This window comes from Pseudomonas sp. 43A (assembly GCF_013363935.1).
GTDB lineage: Bacteria > Pseudomonadota > Gammaproteobacteria > Pseudomonadales > Pseudomonadaceae > Aquipseudomonas > Aquipseudomonas crudilactis.
Genome location: NZ_CP054880.1, coordinates 6,124,026 through 6,144,720 on the forward strand (window position 1 = coordinate 6,124,026; position 20,695 = coordinate 6,144,720).

Annotated in this window: 15 protein-coding genes; 5 read left to right on the top strand and 10 right to left on the bottom strand. The window is 58.6% G+C overall.

Going from position 1 to position 20,695, the window contains the following annotated elements; all coding sequences use genetic code 11:
• Nucleotides 1–58 precede the first annotated feature (58 nt).
• The 5 genes from HUW52_RS27055 to kdgD form a co-directional block, all read right to left on the bottom strand.
• A complete protein-coding gene (locus HUW52_RS27055) occupies nt 59–1,000 on the bottom strand; it encodes an AEC family transporter (RefSeq protein ID WP_016984178.1) in 942 nt (313 codons plus the stop codon).
• 676 nt (nt 1,001–1,676) lie between these two features.
• Complete coding sequence (garD, locus tag HUW52_RS27060; RefSeq protein WP_175555341.1) at nt 1,677–3,230, bottom strand: galactarate dehydratase; 1,554 nt, start codon at nt 3,228–3,230, stop codon at nt 1,677–1,679.
• Nucleotides 3,231–3,241: 11 nt separating this feature from the next.
• Nucleotides 3,242–4,603, bottom strand: a complete 1,362-nt coding sequence (locus HUW52_RS27065; protein WP_026000542.1) for an MFS transporter — start codon at nt 4,601–4,603, stop codon at nt 3,242–3,244.
• A gap of 99 nt (nt 4,604–4,702) precedes the next feature.
• Nucleotides 4,703–6,148, bottom strand: a complete 1,446-nt coding sequence (locus tag HUW52_RS27070) for an aldehyde dehydrogenase family protein (RefSeq protein ID WP_175555342.1) — start codon at nt 6,146–6,148, stop codon at nt 4,703–4,705.
• A 75-nt stretch (nt 6,149–6,223) separates the two neighbouring features.
• Nucleotides 6,224–7,135: a 5-dehydro-4-deoxyglucarate dehydratase gene (gene kdgD, locus HUW52_RS27075; RefSeq protein WP_016984321.1), complete on the bottom strand. Its 912-nt coding sequence runs from the start codon at nt 7,133–7,135 to the stop codon at nt 6,224–6,226.
• A gap of 296 nt (nt 7,136–7,431) precedes the next feature.
• Between kdgD and HUW52_RS27080 the strand changes: the two genes are divergently transcribed.
• Nucleotides 7,432–7,812: a hypothetical protein gene (locus tag HUW52_RS27080; protein ID WP_175555343.1), complete on the top strand. Its 381-nt coding sequence runs from the start codon at nt 7,432–7,434 to the stop codon at nt 7,810–7,812.
• 4 nt (nt 7,813–7,816) lie between these two features.
• On the opposite strand, the gene HUW52_RS27085 is transcribed toward HUW52_RS27080, so the two are convergent.
• From HUW52_RS27085 to HUW52_RS27100, 4 genes are all read right to left on the bottom strand, one after another.
• On the bottom strand, nt 7,817–8,566 hold the full coding sequence (locus HUW52_RS27085; protein WP_175555344.1) for a FadR/GntR family transcriptional regulator: 750 nt from the start codon (nt 8,564–8,566) through the stop codon (nt 7,817–7,819).
• Nucleotides 8,567–8,756: 190 nt separating this feature from the next.
• Nucleotides 8,757–10,484, bottom strand: a complete 1,728-nt coding sequence (locus tag HUW52_RS27090; protein WP_016984325.1) for an ABC transporter ATP-binding protein/permease — start codon at nt 10,482–10,484, stop codon at nt 8,757–8,759.
• A gap of 96 nt (nt 10,485–10,580) precedes the next feature.
• Nucleotides 10,581–11,141: a response regulator transcription factor gene (locus HUW52_RS27095; protein WP_003221630.1), complete on the bottom strand. Its 561-nt coding sequence runs from the start codon at nt 11,139–11,141 to the stop codon at nt 10,581–10,583.
• Nucleotides 11,134–12,396, bottom strand: coding sequence for an ATP-binding protein (locus HUW52_RS27100; RefSeq protein ID WP_175555345.1), 1,263 nt, complete (start codon nt 12,394–12,396; stop codon nt 11,134–11,136). Before HUW52_RS27100 ends, HUW52_RS27095 begins: the two co-directional genes overlap by 8 nt.
• A gap of 314 nt (nt 12,397–12,710) precedes the next feature.
• On the opposite strand from HUW52_RS27100, the gene HUW52_RS27105 reads away from it, so the two are divergent.
• Nucleotides 12,711–13,427, top strand: a complete 717-nt coding sequence (locus HUW52_RS27105; RefSeq protein ID WP_016984326.1) for an SIMPL domain-containing protein — start codon at nt 12,711–12,713, stop codon at nt 13,425–13,427.
• A 168-nt stretch (nt 13,428–13,595) separates the two neighbouring features.
• On the opposite strand, the gene HUW52_RS27110 is transcribed toward HUW52_RS27105, so the two are convergent.
• A complete protein-coding gene (locus HUW52_RS27110; RefSeq protein ID WP_150650068.1) occupies nt 13,596–13,952 on the bottom strand; it encodes a DUF6124 family protein in 357 nt (118 codons plus the stop codon).
• 1,307 nt (nt 13,953–15,259) lie between these two features.
• Between HUW52_RS27110 and HUW52_RS27115 the strand changes: the two genes are divergently transcribed.
• From HUW52_RS27115 to HUW52_RS27125, 3 genes are all read left to right on the top strand, one after another.
• A complete protein-coding gene (locus tag HUW52_RS27115) occupies nt 15,260–16,861 on the top strand; it encodes an ABC transporter substrate-binding protein (RefSeq protein ID WP_175555346.1) in 1,602 nt (533 codons plus the stop codon).
• A 260-nt stretch (nt 16,862–17,121) separates the two neighbouring features.
• Complete coding sequence (locus HUW52_RS27120) at nt 17,122–18,747, top strand: ABC transporter substrate-binding protein (RefSeq protein ID WP_016985410.1); 1,626 nt, start codon at nt 17,122–17,124, stop codon at nt 18,745–18,747.
• Between the two features lie 300 nt (nt 18,748–19,047).
• Nucleotides 19,048–20,646, top strand: coding sequence for an ABC transporter substrate-binding protein (locus HUW52_RS27125; protein ID WP_016985409.1), 1,599 nt, complete (start codon nt 19,048–19,050; stop codon nt 20,644–20,646).
• The last annotated feature ends 49 nt before the right edge of the window (nt 20,647–20,695 follow it).

The following is a 20,695-nucleotide window of genomic DNA, read 5'->3' on the forward strand; positions in this document are numbered from 1 at the left end:
CAAATGTGGGAGCGAGCTTGCTCGCGAAGAGGCCCGAGAGAGCAACCCAAGATCCAGGCTAGATCCACCCACCCCACTGCAAAACGAAAATCCCGACATTGGTGGTAATCGCCGCCATCAACGTGGTCATCACAATAATCGCCGCCGCCAGTTCATGGTTACCCTGCGCCGCGCGGGCCATGACAAAACTCGCCGCCGCCGTCGGGCTGCCGAAGTACAAAAACAGAATCCCCAGTTCCGCCCCGCGAAATCCCCACAGCCACGCGCCGAGCGTCGCCAGCACCGGCAGGCCGACCATCTTCACCAGGCTCGAACTCAGCGCCATATTGCCGCTCTTGCGCAACGCCGCCAGTGACAGCGTGCCGCCAATGCAGATCAACGCCAGTGGCAACGTGGTCTGCGCCAGATACTGACCTGACGTCTCCAGCCAGCCCGGCAAACCGATCTTGAAATAGGCAAACGGCGCCGCCGCGATGACACTGATGATCAGCGGATTGCTGAACACGCTTTTGCAGATGCTCCACGGATCGGACTTGATCACCGGGCTGTACACCGCCAAAACGATGGTCGACAGCGTGTTGTAAAACAGGATCACCAGCGCCGCGAGAATTGCGCCGAGGGAAATGCCGTAATCGCCGTACATGCTTGCCGCCAGCGCGAGACCGATGACGCCGTTATTGCCGCGAAACGCGCCTTGGGTATAGATGCCGCGATCTTCACGCGGACATTTGAAAATCGCCCAGCCCCAGGCCAGGGCAAAACTCACCAGCGTGGCGAGGGAGAAGTAGATCAGCAGGGACGGTTGCAATGCTGCGTGCAGGTCGGCATGCAGAATGCCGAGAAACAGCAGCGCCGGCATGGTCACGTTGAACACCAGCGAGGAGGCGGTGTGGATGAAATTGTCGTTGATCCAGTCGATGCGCTTGAGCAGCACACCGAGAAACAGCATGGCAAACACCGGCGCGGTGATGTTCAGGGTTTCGAGGAAAATTGCCAGCATGCCGGGGAGCCTTGGGTGAGCGTCGTTAGTGGCCAATGATAAAGCAAAAGCCCCTCACCCTAGCCCTCTCCCGGAGGGAGAGGGGACCGATCGGGGGATATTGCATAAATCCATCGACCTGAAATGACTTCGTTGAATCCATAATCAACTCGGTATTTCAAGTCGATGTATAGCGCCAGACAACTCGATCAGCCCCTCACCCTAGCTCTCTCCCCGAGGGAGAGGGGACCGATCGGGGGATATTGCATAAATCCATCGACCTGAAATGACTTCGTTGAATCCATAATCAACTCGGTATTTCAAGTCGATGTATAGCGCCAGACAACTCGATCAGCCCCTCACCCTAGCTCTCTCCCCGAGGGAGAGGGGACCGATCGGGGGATATTGCATAAATCCATCGACCTGAAATGACTTCGTTGAATCCATAATCAACTCGGTATTTCAAGTCGATGTATAGCGCCAGACAACTCGATCAGCCCCTCACCCTAGCTCTCTCCCCGAGGGAGAGGGGACCGATCGGGGGATATTCTAAAAATCCACCGACCTGAAATGACATCGCTGAATCCATAATCGACCCGATTTTTCAGGTCGATGTACAGCGCAAGACAACTCGGTCGGCCCCCTCTCCCTCCGGGAGAGGGCTGGGGTGAGGGGTAGCTTTTGCCCCCCCAAACCATCAGGTAATCGGCGCCGGATTGAACAACGTAATGTCATTATGCAGCTTGTGCTTCTCCGCCCACGTCTGCTGCTTACCGCTCGCAACATCCAGGTAATAGTGAAACAACTCCCAACCCAATTCCTCGATCGTCGCGCGCCCGGTAGCAATCCGCCCGGCATCGATGTCGATCAGATCCGGCCAACGCTGCGCCAGCTCCGTACGCGTAGAGACCTTCACCACCGGCGCCATCGCCAACCCATACGGCGTGCCACGCCCGGTGGTGAACACATGCAGGTTCATCCCCGCCGCCAACTGCAACGTGCCGCAGACAAAATCACTGGCCGGCGTCGCACAGAAAATCAGCCCCTTCTGCTTGAACCGCTCGCCCGGGCCGAGTACGCCATTAATCGCACTGCTACCGGATTTGACGATCGAACCCAGCGACTTCTCGACAATGTTCGACAGCCCGCCCTTCTTGTTGCCCGGCGTGGTGTTGGCGCTGCGATCCGCTTCGCCCTTGGCCAGGTAACGGTCGTACCAGTCCATCTCACGCACCAATTCCTCGGCAACGGTTTTGCTTTCGGCGCGTGAAGTCAGCAGGTAAATCGCATCGCGCACTTCGGTGACTTCGGAAAACATCACCGTTGCCCCCGCGCGCAGCAACAAGTCCGAGGCATAACCCAGCGCCGGGTTGGCGGTGATCCCGGAAAACGCATCACTGCCGCCGCACTGCATGCCCAGGATCAGCTCGGACGCCGGCACGGTTTCGCGACGGCGCTGGTCGAGTTTCTTCAGGCGCACTTCAGCCAAGTTCATGATCTGTTCAATCATCTCGGTAAAACCGTGACTGGAATCCTGCAAGCGATACAGCCACGGATCGCTGAGATCCACCGACGCATCGTCCTCGTGCATCACCTGCCCGGCCTGCAATTTCTCGCAGCCGAGACTGATCACCAACGCTTCGCCACCGAGGTTCGGGTTGCGCGCCAGATTGCGCACGGTGCGAATCGGGATGTAAGCGTCAGTGGCGGTGATCGCCACGCCGCAGCCGTAACTGTGAGTCAGCGCCACCACGTCATCGACGTGCGGATACTTCGGCAGCAGTTCTTCCTTGATGCGCTTCACCGCGTGATCGAGCACGCCGGTGACGCACTGCACCGTGGTGGTAATGCCGAGAATATTGCGCGTGCCGACGGTGCCGTCAGCGTTGCGGTAACCCTCGAAGGTGAAGCCTTCCAGCGGTGCCTGTGCGTCCGGCACCTCGGTGGACAGCGGCAAGCTGTCCAGCGGCGGCGCGGTCGGCATGCGCAGTTGATCTTCCTTGACCCAACTGCCACGGCGAATCGGCTGCAACGCGTAGCCAATCACCTGACCGTAGCGAATCACCTGGCCGCCCTCGGGAATGTCTTCGAGGGTGACCTTGTGGCTCTGCGGCACAAATTCCAGCGTCACCAGGCCATCGGCAAATTCAGTGCCGGCCGGTGCGCCCTGGTCGTTGACCACTACCACCACATTGTCCCGCTCGTGCAGGCGGATGTGGCGCGGCGAGTCGGAATGTTCAATCAACTGCATGACGCCGCTCCTCAGGAATGCGCTTGAGACAATTTACCGGTGGCTTCAGTACCGCCGTTGGTTGGCGGCTCTTTGAGTACCACACGTTTGATCGGGCCGACGATGACCAGATAGCTGAACACCGCCACCAGTGCGTTGGCACCGACAAACACCAGCGCCCACTTGAACGAACCGGTGGAGCTGATGATGTAGCCAATCACGATCGGCGTGGTAATCGAAGCGATGTTGCCGAAGGTGTTGAACAGGCCACCGCTCAGACCGGCGATCTGTTTGGGCGAGGTGTCGGAAACCACCGCCCAGCCCAGTGCGCCAACGCCTTTGCCGAAGAAGGCCAGGGCCATGAAGCCAACGACCATCCATTCAACTTCAACATAGTTGCAGGCAACGATGCTGCTGGAAACCAGCAGGCCGGCAATGATCGGCGCTTTGCGGGCGAAGGTCAGCGAGTGGCCCTTGCGCAGCAGGTAGTCGGAAATCACCCCGCCAAGTACGCCGCCGATAAAGCCGCAGATTGCCGGCAACGAGGCGATGAAACCAGCCTTGAGAATGGTCATGCCACGCTCTTGCACCAGATACACAGGGAACCAGGTCAGGAAGAAATAGGTGATGCCGTTGATGCAGTATTGACCCAGATACACACCGAGCATCATGCGGTTGGTCAGCAACTGACGGATGTAATCCCACTTCGGACCGTCGGACTTTTTGCCCTTCTGGTCCATGTCGACCATGCCGCCGTTTTCAGCGATGTGTTTGAACTCGGCTTCGTTGATACGCGGGTGTTCACGCGGGCTGTGGATAACCTTCAGCCAGATGCCCGAGAAGACAATACCGAACAGGCCCATGACGATGAACACGTGCTCCCAGCCAAAGGAGTAAACGATCCAGCCCATCAGCGGTGCGAACAACACGGTGGCAAAGTATTGCGCCGAGTTGAAGATTGCCGAAGCGGTGCCACGTTCCGCGGTCGGGAACCACGCCGCGACAATGCGCGCGTTGCCGGGGAACGAAGGCGCTTCAGCCAGACCGACCAGGAAGCGCAGCATGAACAGCGCAACAATGGCCGTGGACATGCCGAACTCACCGACAAAGCCTTGCAGCACGGTGAACAGCGACCAGGTGAAAATGCTCAGGGCATAGACTTTTTTCGAGCCGAAGCGATCGAGCAGCCAGCCGCCGGGGATTTGCCCAGCCACGTAGGCCCAACCGAATGCGGAGAAGATATAGCCGAGGGTGACTGCGTCGATGCCCAGATCTTTTTGCAGGCTGGAACCGGCGATGGCGATCGTGGCGCGGTCGGCGTAGTTGATCGTGGTCACCAGAAACAGCATGAGCAGGATCAAATAGCGGACGTGAGTCGGCTTGGACGATTGCATGTAGATGTACTCCCACTGATTATTTTTATGCGGGTAAAACATTCTTTGGTCTTGTGCCGCGCAGGGCCTCAGGCGAAGGCCCGGCGCGGGTGCAGCGGGTTACGATCCGATGTAGGCAGTTTTTACAACCGTGTAAAACTCTTGCGCATAGCGGCCTTGCTCACGTGATCCATAGGATGAACCTTTACGCCCACCAAACGGAACGTGGTAATCCACACCAGCGGTCGGCAGATTGACCATGACCATCCCGGCTTGCGAATGGCGCTTGAAGTGGTTGGCGTACTTCAACGAGGTGGTCGCAATACCCGCCGACAGACCGAATTCGGTGTCGTTGGCCATCGCCAGCGCCGCGTCGTAGTCAGCTACGCGAACGATGTTGGCCACCGGGCCGAAGATCTCTTCGCGGCTGATGCGCATCGACGCTTCACTGTCGGCAAACAGCGTTGGCGCGAGGAAGTAGCCTTCGGTGTCGCAGGTCACCAGACCGCCGCCGCTGACCAGACGCGCACCTTCGGACTGGCCGATGTCGATGTACTTCATGTCCTGCTCAAGCTGCGCTTGCGAAACCACTGGACCGATGTCGGTACCGGACTTCAGCGCGTGGCCGACCTTGATCGACTTCATGCGCTCGGCCATCGCCTCAACGAACTTGTCGTGAATCCCGGCGGTGACGATCAAGCGGCTCGACGCAGTGCAACGCTGACCGGTGGAGTAGAACGCGCTCTGCACCGACAGCTCGACCGCTTGTTTGAGGTCGGCGTCGTCGAGAATGATCTGCGGGTTCTTGCCGCCCATTTCCAGCTGCACCTTGGCCTGGCGCGACACGCAGTTGACCGCGATCTGACGACCCACACCGACCGAACCGGTGAAGCTGATGCCATCGACTTTCGGGCTCTGCACCAGGGCATCACCGACCACGCGGCCACTGCCCATCACCAGGTTGAACACGCCGGCCGGGAAGCCTGCGCGGGAGATGATTTCCGCCAGCGCCCAAGCGCAACCCGGCACCAGATCGGCCGGCTTCAACACCACGCAGTTGCCGTAGGCCAGCGCTGGAGCGATTTTCCATGCAGGAATCGCGATCGGGAAGTTCCACGGAGTGATCAGACCGACCACGCCCAGTGCTTCACGGGTCACTTCGACGTTAACGCCCGGACGCACCGACGGCACGTAGTCGCCGGACAGACGCAGGCATTCGCCGGCGAAGAACTTGAAGATGTTACCGGCGCGGGTCACTTCGCCGATGGCTTCAGGCAGGGTCTTGCCCTCTTCCCGGGCCAGCAAGGTGCCGAGCTCTTCGCGACGGGCGAGAATCTCAGTTCCGACTTTATCCAGCGAATCGTGACGGGCCTGAATACCCGAAGTGGAATAGGCCGGGAACGCGGCGCGGGCGGCGTCGATGGCGGCGTGAACCTGAGTCAGGTCAGCCTTGGCGTAATCGCCGATGGTGTCGTTCAGTTCCGACGGGTTGATGTTGGCCGAGTAGTCGGCACCGGCAACCCATTCGCCGTTGATGTAGTTGTCGTAGCGTTTTGCATTTGTCACAGGGGCAGCCCTCAAAACTAAAAGCCTTTACGCAAAAAGCCGCTGATTACTCAGCGGCCGCGTTTTTGTCGGGTGTTACTGCGCACCTTGCTTGTCGATCAGCGCAGCGAGCATTTCGTACTCTTCGCCAGTCAGATCGGTCAGCGGCGCCCGCACCGGGCCTGCGTCATAGCCGGCGATTTTCGCGCCTGCCTTGACGATGCTCACGGCATAACCGGCCTTGCGGTTGCGGATGTCGAGGTACGGCAGGAAGAAGTCGTCGATGATCTTGCCAACGGTAGCGTGATCTTCACGAGCGATCGCGTGGTAGAAGTCCATCGCGGTTTTCGGGATGAAGTTGAACACCGCCGAGGAGTAGACCGGCACGCCCAGCGCCTTGTAGGCAGCGGCATAGACTTCGGCGGTCGGCAGACCACCCAGGTAGCTGAAGCGATCACCGAGGCGGCGACGGATCGACACCATCAACTCGATATCGCCCAGACCATCCTTGTAGCCGATCAAATTCGGGCAGCGCTCGGCCAGACGTTCCAGCAGCGGCGCGGTCAAGCGGCAAACGTTGCGGTTGTAAACGACTACGCCGATGTTGACCGATTTACACACGGCTTCAACGTGAGCGGCAACACCGTCCTGGCTCGCTTCGGTCAGGTAGTGCGGCAGCAACAACAGACCTTTGGCGCCCAGACGCTCGGCTTCCTGAGCGTATTCGATGGCCTGACGGGTCGAACCACCGACACCGGCGAGGATCGGCACGCTGGTTTCACAAGTGTCGACGGCAGTCTTGATGATTTCCGAGTATTCGCTGGCGGCCAGGGAGAAAAACTCACCGGTGCCGCCGGCGGCGAACAAGGCTGAAGCGCCATACGGAGCCAGCCATTCCAGGCGTTTGATGTAGCCCGCGCGGTTGAAATCGCCCTGCGCGTTGAAATCGGTCACCGGGAAAGACAGCAGGCCGGCAGAGAGGATGGACTTCAGTTCTTGTGGATTCATTATTCGAACACCCTGGTAGCAACGTTTTTTGTGAGTGGACCGTTCAGCCTTCGCTGAAGTTGTAGGTCATCGTACAACTTAAATAATAACCGTCAACTGCATTTCATCGTTGTGGGTGTTTTTTTGTCGGACAAAACTGTTTAAGGCTTGCCAGGACTCGTCGCAAAGCCCCGCGTTTGAAGGGTTTTAGCGCGGAAATGTCTGGTCAAGATTCGTTTACTGAACGCTGGAGAAACGCCGGGTAAGGTGCGACGACTGCCACGAAGGATCGTGGCGGACCTTCGAAGGAAACCGAAATGTTTGTGAATTATGCTGCGCCGACCCTCGCGCAAATGTCCTCTTCTGCCTCTGACGCCCTCACCCTGCAGCTATCCGTGCTACCCGATGTATTGATCGTACAGGTCCCGGATTCCAGCGATTTTCCAGCGAACTGGAGTGTTTATCCGATTCTCGGTGACGACCCGGAAGAGCCGGAATGGGCAGGCGAAGAAGTGAACACTGGCACCTGGGACGATGCCGAAGATGAGATGGAGAAACTCACGGGGATCGAGTTACAGATCCCCAAAGAGGCGCTGCGTCCGTACCTCAATACGGATGTCGAATTGCGTTACAAGTTTGTCGATGAGTCGAGCATGGAACCGTTTTCGCAGGCGGTGACGTTGCGGATCAAGGCCTGACCGCTTAACCCCGCTGCGCCTGCGCCTCTTCATGGGCCTGGCGCAGTCTTTCACGGCTGTTGGTCAAATGCAGACGCATCGCCGCACGCGCTGCATCGGAATCCTGACGGGCAATCGCGTCGTAGATTTCTTCGTGCTCACGACTCAGGCGGCTCATGTAGTGCTGCTGATCATCGTGAGCCAAGCGCGCCGAGTTCAGCCGCGTACGCGGAATGATGCTGGTGCCCAGGTGGGTCATGATGTCGGTGAAGTAACGGTTGCCGGTGGACAGGGCGATTTCCAAGTGGAAAGCAAAGTCTGAAGCCACAGCATCGCTGGCGTGGGCGGCGCTTTCGTTGAGCGCATCGAGGGCGGCGCGCATGGTTGCCAGTTGCTCGGCGCTGCGGCGTTGTGCAGCAAGGCCGGCAGACTCGACTTCGAGGCTGATGCGCAATTCAAGGATGGCCAGTACGTCACGCAGGGTGACGACGGTGGCCGGGTCGATGCGGAAACCGCTCGGGCTTGGCGTGTCGAGTACGAAGGTGCCGATGCCGTGGCGGGTTTCAACCTGACCGGCAGCCTGCAAACGGGAAATCGCCTCGCGCACCACGGTGCGGCTGACGCCATGGGCTTCCATGATCGCCGACTCGGTGGGCAGTTTGTCACCGCGCTTGAGCAGGCCATCGCGGATCTGCTCGCTCAGCACCGTCACCAGTTCCTGGGCCAGGCTGCGGCGCTTGCGCGGGAGACGCGGGGTTTCGATCAGGTTTTCCATGGTGTGCATCTAGTCTCGAAAATTCGGCTTGGAGGCATGATAGCTCAAGCGGGTTGTACGATCACTTTCCGGTTTACATCGCCTTATGTAGGAGTGAGCCTGCTCGCGATGACGTCCGCACATTCAGCATCAATGTGACTGACCCAACGCGATCGCGAGCAGGCTCACTCCTACAGGGGTTTAGCGGTGATCAGGCAGTCACGGTTTGTTCAACCAAATGGCCGCTGTCGATCCGCACGTGCCGTGGATGGAAGCGTTTCAGACTGCTGCGATGGCCGACGCTGACAATGCTCAGCCCCGGTATCTGATCAATCAACGCCTGATACAGCGTCGCCTCGTCTTCCTCGTCCATCGCCGAAGTCGCTTCATCCATGTACAGCCACTGCGGTGCGTAAAGCAGTGCGCGGGCAAAGGCCAGTCGTTGCTGTTCGCCCGGCGAGAGCATGCGCTGCCAGTGATTGGCCTCGTCCAGCCGCGTGACCAGATGCGGCAGACGGCAGGTTTCCAGCACTTGTGCATAACGTTCCGGCGCGTAAGTGTCGCCCGGTTGTGGATAACTCAAAGCCTCGCGCAGCGTGCCGATCGGCAGATACGGCTTTTGCGGCAGGAACAGATAACGTGCTGCCGGCAAGCGAATGTTGCCGTGGCCCGCTGGCCACAAATGGCCCATTGCTCGCAACAGCGTCGACTTGCCGCTGCCCGAACGCCCGCTGAGCATCACTCGCTCGCCCGCTTCGACGGTCATGTCGGCGCTGGTCAGCAAATGACGACCATCGGCCAGATCCAGACCGAGGTTGTGCACCTTCAATTCACTGCCCTGATTCTGCACATCGATGGCCGGCACGCGCTGCTCGTTGTCGCTCATGGCCTGACGGAAACTCAGCAGACGATCACAGGTGGCGCGCCAGGACGCGAGGCTCTGGTACGCACTGATGAACCAGCTGAAACTCTCCTGCACGTTGCCGAATGCCGAACTGATCTGCATCAGTTCACCCAGTTCGATCTTGCCGGAAAGGTAACGCGGCGAAGCCACAATGAACGGAAAGATAATGGCCGCCTGGCTGTAACCGGCGGTGAAGAAGGTCAGGCGCTTGGACACTTTCATGATGTCCCAGAAGTTGTGCCAGACATTCCCGAAGCGAGCGCTCAATCGGCGGTTCTCGTTCGGTTCGCCGTTGTACAACGCGATGCTTTCGGCATTCTCGCGAATCCGCACCATGGAAAAACGCAGGTCAGCTTCGAAGCGTTGTTGTTGGTTGTTCAGACCGATCAAGCGACGACCAATCAAATGCGTCAGCCAACTGCCCACCACCGCATACACCAGCACGCACCAGAACATGTAGCCGGGAATGGTGATGCCATAGACTTCGATACTGCCCGACACGCCCCACAAAATGATCGAGAACGACACCAGACTGACGATATTGCGCAGCAGCCCGATGCCCAGTTCAAGGGTGTTGGAGGTGAAGTTGTTGAGGTCCTCGGAAATCCGCTGATCCGGGTTATCGGTGTAACCGCCCTGCTCCAGCTGGTAGTAATTCTTGTCGGCGAGCCAACGCGAGAAATGCTTTTCAGTGAGCCAGGCACGCCAGCGAATGGTCAGCATCTGCGTCAGGTAGAGCCGATACACCGCACCGACAATAGCCACCGCCGCAATGCCGCAGAAATACAGAATCAAGCGCCAGAACGCCGCTTCGTCCTTCTTTTGCAGCGCGTTGTAGAAATCCTTGTACCAGGTGTTGAACCACACCGAGATGCCCACGCTCAGCAGCGAGAGCGCGATCACCGCAATCAGCAGCGTCCAGGCCTTGCCCTTCTCTTCACTGCGCCAGTACGGCGTGATGATCGCCCACACCTTGCGAAAAAACTGCCCGCGCACAGCATCGTTGACCGCGGAATATTCAGCGTTCTGATTCATGGATAAGGCTCGATATAGAAAAGAACAGACACGCACCGATCATAGTAGATCGGTGCGTTTTATCGCGAGGGCTGGCGATAGTCGTTCAGCGCAGGTTCAGCGACGAACCGGGCGCTTCTGCAGTTTGCGCTGCAGAGTGCGACGGTGCATGCCCAGGGCGCGGGCAGTGGCGGAGATGTTGCCTTCGTGTTCGGTGAGCACGCGCTGGATGTGTTCCCACTGCAGACGGTCAACCGACATCGGGTTTTCCGGCACCAGACTGTCGAGGTCGGCGTGCTCGGACAGCAACGCGGCCAGCACGTCATCGGCATCGGCCGGTTTGCACAGGTAGTTGCAGGCGCCGCGCTTGATCGCTTCAACCGCCGTGGCAATGCTCGAATAACCGGTGAGGATCACCACGCGCATTTCCGGGTCCAGTTCCAGCAGTTTGGGCAGCAGCACCAGACCGGAGTCGCCGTCCATTTTCAGGTCGAGCGCGGCGTAATCAGGCAGATCGGCCTGGGCAATGGTCAGGCCTTCTTCGGCCGAGCCGGCAGTGCTGACGCGAAAGCCACGACGAGCCATGGCACGGGCCATCACTCGGGTGAACGTTGCGTCGTCGTCGACCAGCAGCAAATGCGGCAGTTCTTCGCCTTCGACTTGGATTTCGTCACTCATGTTGGTCTCCTCGGGCGCCGTGGGGCAGGCGCAGCTCGGTGAGCGTGCCGCCTTCCTCATGACTATAGAGTTTCACTGAGCCGCCGGCGCGTGTCACGCTGGCCTTGCTCAAAAACAGGCCAAGGCCGAAACCTTTGCCCTTGGTGGTAAAAAACGGTTTGCCGATCTGTTCGGCGATGGCCAGCGGCACACCGGCGCCGTGGTCACGAATGCTGATGGTCACCGTTTCCGAGTCCCAGTCCAGGGTCACCTTGAGGTTTTCCGGGCAGGCATCGGCGGCGTTGTTGAGCAAATTAAGCAGCGCCTGAGTCAGATCCGGCGGCGGCGCCATGCGCGGCACGGCGCCCTGACCGAGGCGATGGAAGCGGTAACTGGCCTCCGGACGCATCAGGTGCCAGCGGTTCAGCGCCTCGTCGAGCCAGTCGGTGACGTCCTGCATCTCGACCGCCAGACGCCGGTTGGCCTCGGCGGCGCGCACCAGTTGTTGCAAGGTTTCCTTGCACAACTTGACCTGATCCTGCAGCACTTTCAAATCGTCCTGCAGCATCGGGTCGGGGTGATCCTGCTGCATTTCCTTGAGCAACACGCTCATGGTCGCCAGCGGCGTGCCCAGTTCATGGGCGGCGCCAGCGGCCTGGGTGGCGACGGCGAGCAGTTGCTGATCACGCAGGCCTTCTTCACGACGGATCGCCCGTAATTCTTCCTGACGGCGCAGCTCTTCAGCCATGCGCGCGGCGAAGAAGGTGATCACCGCCGCGGCGAGCGCGAAGCTCAGCCACATGCCGTAAATCTGCAGGTTCTCGCGGGCCACTGGCAGGGTTTCCAGCGGATAGAACCGCGTCAGCATTACGGTGTACAGCGCCAGTGCGATACCGGAGAGGATTACCGAATAGCGCCACGGCAGCGTCACCGCAGCGATGGTCAGCGGCACCAGATAATAGGAAACAAAGGGGTTGGTCGAACCACCGGAGAAGTACAGCAGCGCACTGTGGATCACCAGATCACAGGCCAGTTGCAGCGCGTACTCAAGCTCGGTTACCGGCCACGAAGTGCGCAGGCGCACGGCAGTGAACACGCAAAGCAGTATCGAGCAGCCGAGGGTCATCGCCAGTTGCACCCACGGCAACGGCAGCAGTTGCAGCCAGTAGGCCAGGCCTACGGAGCCGGCCTGCGCGGCAAGCACCAGGGTGCGGATGAAAGTCAGCCGCCAGAGGTTCTGGCGAGTGGCGGATGTCAGTTGTACGGGGGCGAGCATGAGCTCTCCTGATGAGCGCTCCAGGCGGATCGCACGGAGTATAACCAAGCCACGCCCCTGAGAGGCGAAAGTGCGGCAAACGACCACATGGCGAAAACATCTTCGGCGGCTATAAGGGCCTCTTCGCGAGCAAGCTCGCTCCCACAGGGGGAATGCATTTCAAAGGTGGGCGAGCCTGCTCGCGAATGGCTGCGCAGCAGCCCCGTCGATGTGTATAGAAGTTGTAACTGGGCGAACCGGAGCATAAAAGCTAGAGTCTGATGGTTTCACGCAGGCCCCCGAACCATCACCTGCGCCCTCATCAAGGAGCTTTCATGCACACATTTCGCCGCAGCGCCGCCCTTCTCGCCCTGACCGTCGGCAGCATCGCCAGCCTTCCGGCCCTGGCCGCCGATGAGCTGCACTACAACCAGATCTCCCTGCGCGCCGAAGTCAGCACGGAAGTGGCCCGCGACCTGATGATCGTCACCCTCTACACCGAAGAGCAAAATACCGACCCGGCCAAACTTGCCGCCGACGTCAGCACCACCATGAACAAGGCCTTGGCCCAGGCCAAGCAAGTCAAAGACATCACCCTGCGCCAGGGCAGCCGCAACAGTTACCCGATCTACGACACCAAAGGCCAGAAAATCACCGGCTGGCGTGAGCGCGCGGAACTGCGTCTGGAAAGCGCCGACTTCGCCGCCCTGTCCAAACTCACCGGCGAACTGCTGGGCGACCTGAAAATGGGCGGCATGGACTTCGCCATCGCCGACCCGACCCGCAAATCCAGTGAAGACCAGTTGCTCAAAGAAGCAGTGACCGCCTTCAAGGCCCGCGCCCAACTGGCCACCGACGCACTGGGCGGCAAGGGTTACAAAATCGTCAACCTGAACCTCAACAGCAACGGTTATCCACAACCGTACCTGCGCGCACCGATGATGATGAAAGCGGCGGCGATGGATTCGGCGCCAGTGACGCCGGAAGTTGAAGCGGGCACCAGCCAGGTGAGCATGACGGCAGATGGCTCGATTGAAGTGTTGATGCAGTGATTTGATTTGCGCTGAATGAAAAACCGCCGATCGGTGAATGATCGGCGGTTTTTTTGTGCCTGGGATTTGCTGTGGATGAACCACCGTCTTCGCGAGCAAGCTCGCTCCCACAGTTTGAACGCATTCCAATGTGGGGCGAGCCTGCTCGCGATGAACGATAACGCGGTATCAAGTCTGCGGATCAACCCGATCCAGCGCCCGATTCACCGCCAGCTCGGCCAGCATGATGATCTGCTGAATCGCCAACGCCGTATTGCGCTCGGGCCGGCCCAACTGATCGGCAAAGTTACCGGTTAACGTGTTCGCCGAAGCGAGTGACTCACAGGCATGCGCCAGCAGGCTTTCGGTGTCGATGTTTGGTTGGATCAGGAACATCGTGCTGGGCTGCCGGGGTTTGACCGGGTCGGGGCTGAGGTAGAAATCCAGGGCGCGCTTGATGGCTTCGCGGGTTTTGATCTGGTCGTCGGCGCGGATGGCGTCTTCGAGTGGGGTATCGAGGGGTGGGTCAGGTATCAATTTATCCATGGAAAATTTCCTTATGAACTGACGCCATTCATTTCCGATCTCACTCGAGAAATGAGGTGGCAACTATGTACGGAGTGAGATTACCGGTAAGGAAACCAACCCGGCCGGACAAAAGTCCGCCCGTACATAGCCGCCATAAAAACTGCTGACAGCATGAGCTGGCGGCGATTATGGAGGGGCTTGTGCAGGTTTCCAAATTCAATAACCGGGAATCTCACCTCCCGATCGCTGAGTCTTCAGCGACAGCCAAAGACTAGAGAGCCCACGTCCGACGGACAACCTGAAAACCTTGTGGGAAGATTCTGGTTATTTGACACAAATTTAAACAGCCAAAAGCCAACCCTCACCCTAGCCCTCTCCCAGAGGGAGAGGGGACTGACCGTGGTGTTTGGGAGAGTTACGCCGACGTGAAATACCGAGCCGAACTCAGATTCTGAAACAGATCAAAAGCCCCTCACCCTAGCCCTCTCCCGGAGGGAGAGGGGACTGACCGTGGTGTTTGGGAGAGCTACGCCGACGTGAAATACCGAGCCGAACTCAGATTCTGAAACAGATCAAAAGCCCCTCACCCTAGCCCTCTCCCGGAGGGAGAGGGGACTGATCGCGTGGACTGGAGGAGATACGCCGACTCGGGATACCGAGTCGAACTCAGATTCTGCAACAGATCAAAAGCCCCTCACCCTAGCCCTCTCCCGGAGTGAGAGGGGACTGACCGAGGTGTTTGGGAGAACTACGCCGACGTGCGATACCGCGTCGAACTGAGGCTTTGAAAAACACACAAATCGGCCCCCTCTCCCTCCGGGAGAGGGCTGGGGTGAGGGGCAAACCCACCACAAATCAAAAGGCCGAACACCCGCGCTCTTCACCACTCAATAGGCCGAGTGTCAGCTCGCCTGCTCTTGATCTTGATCCACGGGCGACGTCGGAAGGCTGAGTGGAGGGATTGATCCGGGCGTGGGAGCGCAGCGACCGTTTGGCGCAGCCAAACACAGCGAGAGGAGGTGCAGCGAAGCAAACCGTAGGCGCTGCGCCCGGATCGATCCCGGAGCGAAGGAACCCCGAGCCCCAGCGAGCGGGCCGCACGTAGGAGCAAGCCTTTTTGGTTACTTTTTCGGCGTCTGGAAAAAGTGACCCGCCATCAGGGCGGAACCCTAAGCAGCCCTAACCGCAGCAACGGATATACACCCAATAAAAAACGCCCAGATATACCGAGATAGACACTCCCCCGAGAAAAACGATATTTCCGATACCCCGCTATTCCCCGCTAATCTCAACCAACAACCACCTCCAATCTTCCCGGGGACTCCATGCCAAGATTCACCCTAAAACCGCTCCTGATCTCCCTGGCCCTGGCCACAATCGCCCCGCTAGCCAACGCCGCCACCACTCTGGTCTACTGCTCCGAAGCCAGCCCCGCAGGCTTCGACCCCAGCCAATACACCAGCGGCACCGACTTCGACGCCTCCGCCGAAACCGTCTTCAACCGCCTCACCCAATTCAAACGCGGCGGCACCGACATCGAACCCGGCCTGGCAACAAAATGGGACATATCCCCGGATGGCCTGCAATACACCTTCCACCTGCGCCAAAACGTAAAATTCCACACCACCGACTACTTCAAACCCACCCGCGACTTCAACGCCGACGACGTCCTCTTCACCTTCCAGCGCCTCCTCGACCCGGACAACGCCTTCCGCAAGGCCTACCCCGCCGAGTCCCCCTACTTCACCGACATGGGCCTCAACACCACGATCAAATCGGTAGAAAAACTCGACGAGCAAACCGTGCGCTTCAACCTCAACAACGTCGACGCCGCGTTCGTGCAAAACCTCGCCATGAGCTTCGCCTCGGTGCAATCGGCCGAATACGCCGCGCAACTGCTGAAGGAAGGCAAAGCCGCCGACCTCAACCAGAAGCCGATCGGTACCGGCCCGTTCGTGTTCAAGCGCTACCAGAAGGATTCGCAAATCCGCTACACCGCCAACCAGGCCTACTGGAAACCCGAAGATGTGAAGATCGACAACCTGATCTTCTCGATCACCCCGGACGCCGCCGTGCGCCTGCAAAAACTCAAGGCCGGTGAATGCCAGGTCAGCGGCTACCCACGCCCGGCCGACATCGAAGTGATGGAAAAAGACCCGAACCTGCGCGTGCTCAAGCAGGCCGGTTTCAACCTCGGCTTCCTCGCCTATAACACCACCCACGCACCACTCGATCAGCTAAAAGTGCGTCAGGCGCTGGACATGGCCATCGACAAACCGGCGATCATCAAAGCCGTTTACCAAAGCGCCGGCCAGTTGGCGCAAAACGCCTTGCCGCCAGCGCAATGGTCGTATGACCCGAATATCAAGGACGCTCCCTATGACCCGGCAAAAGCACGGGTGCTACTTAAAGAAGCAGGGGTTGCACCGGGTACAACCATCAACCTTTGGGCGATGACAGTACAGCGCGCCTCGAACCCGAATGCGCGGATGTCGGCACAGATGATCCAGCAGGATTGGGAGAAGATCGGCATCAAGGCCAACATCGTCAGCTACGAATGGGGCGAGTACATCAAACGCGCGAAAAATGGCGAACACGACGCCATGATTTATGGTTGGACAGGTGACAACGGTGACCCGGACAACTGGCTTGGCGTGCTCTACAGCTGCGCGGCGGTGAAAGGCAGCAACTATGCCAAATGGTGCGATCCGGCCTACGACAAACTGGTGCAACAGGCCAAGTTGTCCACCGACAAAGATCAACGGGTAAAACTGTATCAACAGGCGCAACTGATCCTTAAACAGCAGGTGCCGATCACGCCGATTGCCAACTCCACGGTGTTCCAGCCGCTGCGCAAGGAAGTCACTGACTTCCGGATCAGCCCGTTCGGTCTAACCCCCTTCTATGGCGTGGGTATAAATAAGTAACACCGAGCCCCAAGGCGGCGCGCACAACGTGACCAGCGCACCGTTTTGGGGCTTGTTTTGCACCGTAAAAACCACCCGCAAACGGTCAAATGCGTCAGAAGTTATACAGATGCGACATTAAGGTACGTTCGTGCCACGCTTTGATGCCGGCAGTCACTCTGGATCTTGCAATGGGTATGGCCCCTGCATAAGTATCCGCAGGCACGACTCACGAGGTCGTACCTCACAACTAAAAAATGACAACAAATCATGAGGCCAACATGCTTAAACACGCGGTCATTCCGTTTTTAGTCGGCGCAGGCTTGTTAGCCTCCGCACCTTTCGCATCCGCTGCGACTAACCTGGTGTTCTGCTCCGAAGGCAGCCCGGCCGGTTTCGACCCAGGCCAGTACACCACCGGAACCGACTTCGACGCCTCAGCCGAAACCATGTTCAACCGTCTGACCCAGTTCGAGCGCGGCGGCACCGCCGTGATTCCTGGTCTGGCGACCAAGTGGGACATTTCCGACGACGGCCTGACTTACACCTTCCACCTGCGTGAAGGCGTCAAGTTCCACACCACCCCGTATTTCAAGCCGACTCGTGAGTTCAACGCCGACGACGTGCTGTTCACCTTTAATCGCATGATTAACAAGGATGATCCGTTCCGTAAGGCGTACCCGACCGAATTCCCGTACTTCACCGACATGGGGATGGACACCAACATCACCAAGATCGATAAAGTCGACGACCACACCGTCAAGTTCACTCTGAAAGAAGTCGACGCTGCGTTCATCCAGAACATGGCCATGAGCTTCGCCTCGGTACAATCCGCCGAGTACGCAGCGCAGCTGCTGAAAGAGGGCAAGGCTGCCGACATCAACCAGAAGCCGATCGGCACTGGCCCGTTCGTGTTCAAGAGCTACCAGAAAGATTCCAACATCCGCTACACCGGCAACAAGGACTACTGGAAGCCGGATGACGTGAAGATCGACAACCTGATCTTCGCCATCACCACCGACCCGTCGGTACGTATTCAGAAGCTGAAAAAGAACGAGTGCCAGGTCACCCTGTTCCCCCGTCCGGCCGACCTGAAAGCGCTGAAAGAAGACAAAACCCTGAAGATGCCTGACCAGGCTGGTTTCAACCTGGGTTACATCGCCTACAACGTGATGGACAAGGTCAAGGGCAGCAACGAAGCGAACCCACTGGCTGACCTGCGCGTACGTCAGGCGCTGGACATGGCGGTGAACAAGCCGCAGATCATCGATTCGGTTTACCAGGGCGCCGGCCAACTGGCCGTCAACGCCATGCCGCCGACCCAATGGTCCTACGACACCACCATCAAGGACGCCAAGTACGATCCTGAGAAAGCCAAACAGCTGCTCAAGGAAGCCGGCGTCAAGGAAGGTACCGAGATCGTGCTGTGGGCGATGCCGGTTCAGCGTCCGTACAACCCGAACGCCAAACTGATGGCTGAAATGCTCCAGTCCGACTGGGCCAAGATCGGCTTGAAAGTGAAGATCACCAGCTACGAGTGGGGCGAGTACATCAAGCGCTCCAAAGGTGGCGAGAACCAGGCCATGATCATTGGCTGGAGCGGTGACAATGGTGATCCGGACAACTGGCTGAACGTGCTGTTCGGTTGCGACTCGCTCAGCGGCAACAACTTCTCCAAGTGGTGCGACAAGAAGTTCGACGGCCTCGTCAAAGAAGCCAAGCGCACGACCGATCAGGGCAAGCGCACTGAACTGTACAAACAGGCGCAACACGTCCTCAAAGATGCAGTTCCAATGACACCTATCGCTCACTCGACGGTGTATCAACCCATGCGCGCCAACGTGCAGGACTTCAAGATCAGCCCATTTGGCTTGAACTCCTTCTACGGCGTCAGCGTCAGCAAATAAGGCACTGCAACGGCGACGTTTTTGACGTCGCCGTTGTTTTACCTGCCGGGAATTTAGGAATTTGCCTACAGCCAATTCCACTGCGGACTACCGCAGCGGTATAGGACGCGTCGCCTTTTCCTACGAGCTTTAAGGCATTTACGCATTTACTGCCAGGACCGCGGCCCCTACCGTCGGGTACTGACCAGTTTCTGCGTGGGCCACCGGTTTGCCGTACGTACTGGATTGAGCTCGATGCAGCCAAAACGTCTCCGGATGAGACGACGGCGCATTGAACAACACTAAAAAAGAGGGAGCGTCATGCGCCATACCTTGATTTTTTCCGCAATGCTGAGCGCCGGCCTGTTGGCCGCCTCGTCCGCCAGTTTCGCCGCCAGCAAAAGTCTGGTGTTCTGCTCTGAAGGCAGCCCGGCGGGTTTCGACACCGCGCAGTACACGACAGCGACGGATAACGACGCCGCCGAACCGATCTACAACCGTCTGGTCGAGTTCGAAAAAGGCGCGACCAATGTCGTACCTGGTCTGGCGACCACGTGGGATATTTCCGAGGATGGTCTCAAGTACACCTTTCACCTGCGTGAAGGTGTGAAGTTTCATACAACGCCGTATTTCAAACCGACCCGCGACATGAACGCCGACGACGTGCTGTTCACGTTTAATCGCATGCTCGATGCACAGCAACCCTTCCGTAAGGCTTATCCGACCGAGTTCCCGTATTTCAACGGCATGAGCCTGAACAAGAACATCGCCAAGGTCGAGAAGACCGGGCCGCTGACCGTGGAGTTCACGCTCAACAGCGTCGACGCCGCGTTCATTCAGAACATCGCCATGAGCTTCGCCGCCATCCTGTCCGCCGAATACGCCGACAAACTGCTGGCCGAAGGCAAGCCGAGCGACATCAACCAGAAACCGATTGGCACCGGGCCATTCGTGTTCAAGAGTTATCAGAAAGACTCGAACATCCGTTACACAGGTAATAAACATTACTGGGATCCGAGCCGGGTCAAACTCGACAACCTGATCTTCGCGATCAACACCGACGCCTCGGTGCGCGTGCAGAAGCTCAAGGCCGGCGAATGCCAGATTACCTTGCATCCGCGCCCTGCCGATGTTGAAGCGCTGAAGGCCGATCCGAAACTGCAGCTGATCTCCAAGCCGGGTTTCAACCTCGGCTACATCGCCTATAACGTGCGCCACAAGCCCTTCGACCAGCTCGAAGTGCGCCAGGCGCTGGACATGGCGGTAAATAAACAAGGGATTCTCAACGCTGTTTATCAAGGCGCCGGCCAACTGGCCGTCAACGCCATGCCGCCGACCCAGTGGTCCTACGACGACAGCATCAAAGACGCCGCCTACAACCCGGAAAAAGCCAAAGAGCTGCTCAAGGCTGCCGGCGTCAAAGAAGGCACCGAGATCACTCTGTGGGCGATGCCGGTGCAGCGCCCGTACAACCCGAACGCCAAACTGATGGCCGAAATGCTCCAGGCGGACTGGGCCAAGATCGGTCTGAAAGTGAAGATCGTCAGCTACGAATGGGGCGAGTACATCAAGCGCACCAAAAATGGCGAGCACGACATCAGCCTGATCGGCTGGACCGGTGACAACGGCGATCCGGACAACTGGCTCGGCACGCTGTACAGCTGCGATGCCATCGGCGGCAACAACTATTCCATGTGGTGCGATCCGGCTTACGACAAGCTGATCAAACAGGCCAAGGTCGTCACCGACCGCGACCAGCGCACCGTGCTCTACAAACAGGCTCAGCAATTGCTTAAACAGCAAGTGCCGATCACGCCTGTCGCCCACTCGACGGTCAACCAGCCGTTAAGCGCGAGGATCGAAGGGTTCAAAGTCAGCCCGTTCGGTCGCAACGTGTTCTCGGGTGTCGGTATCGATTAAACCAGACGATTAGCCGCAACGCTGAGGGGCGCTGTCTAGCCCCTCACGC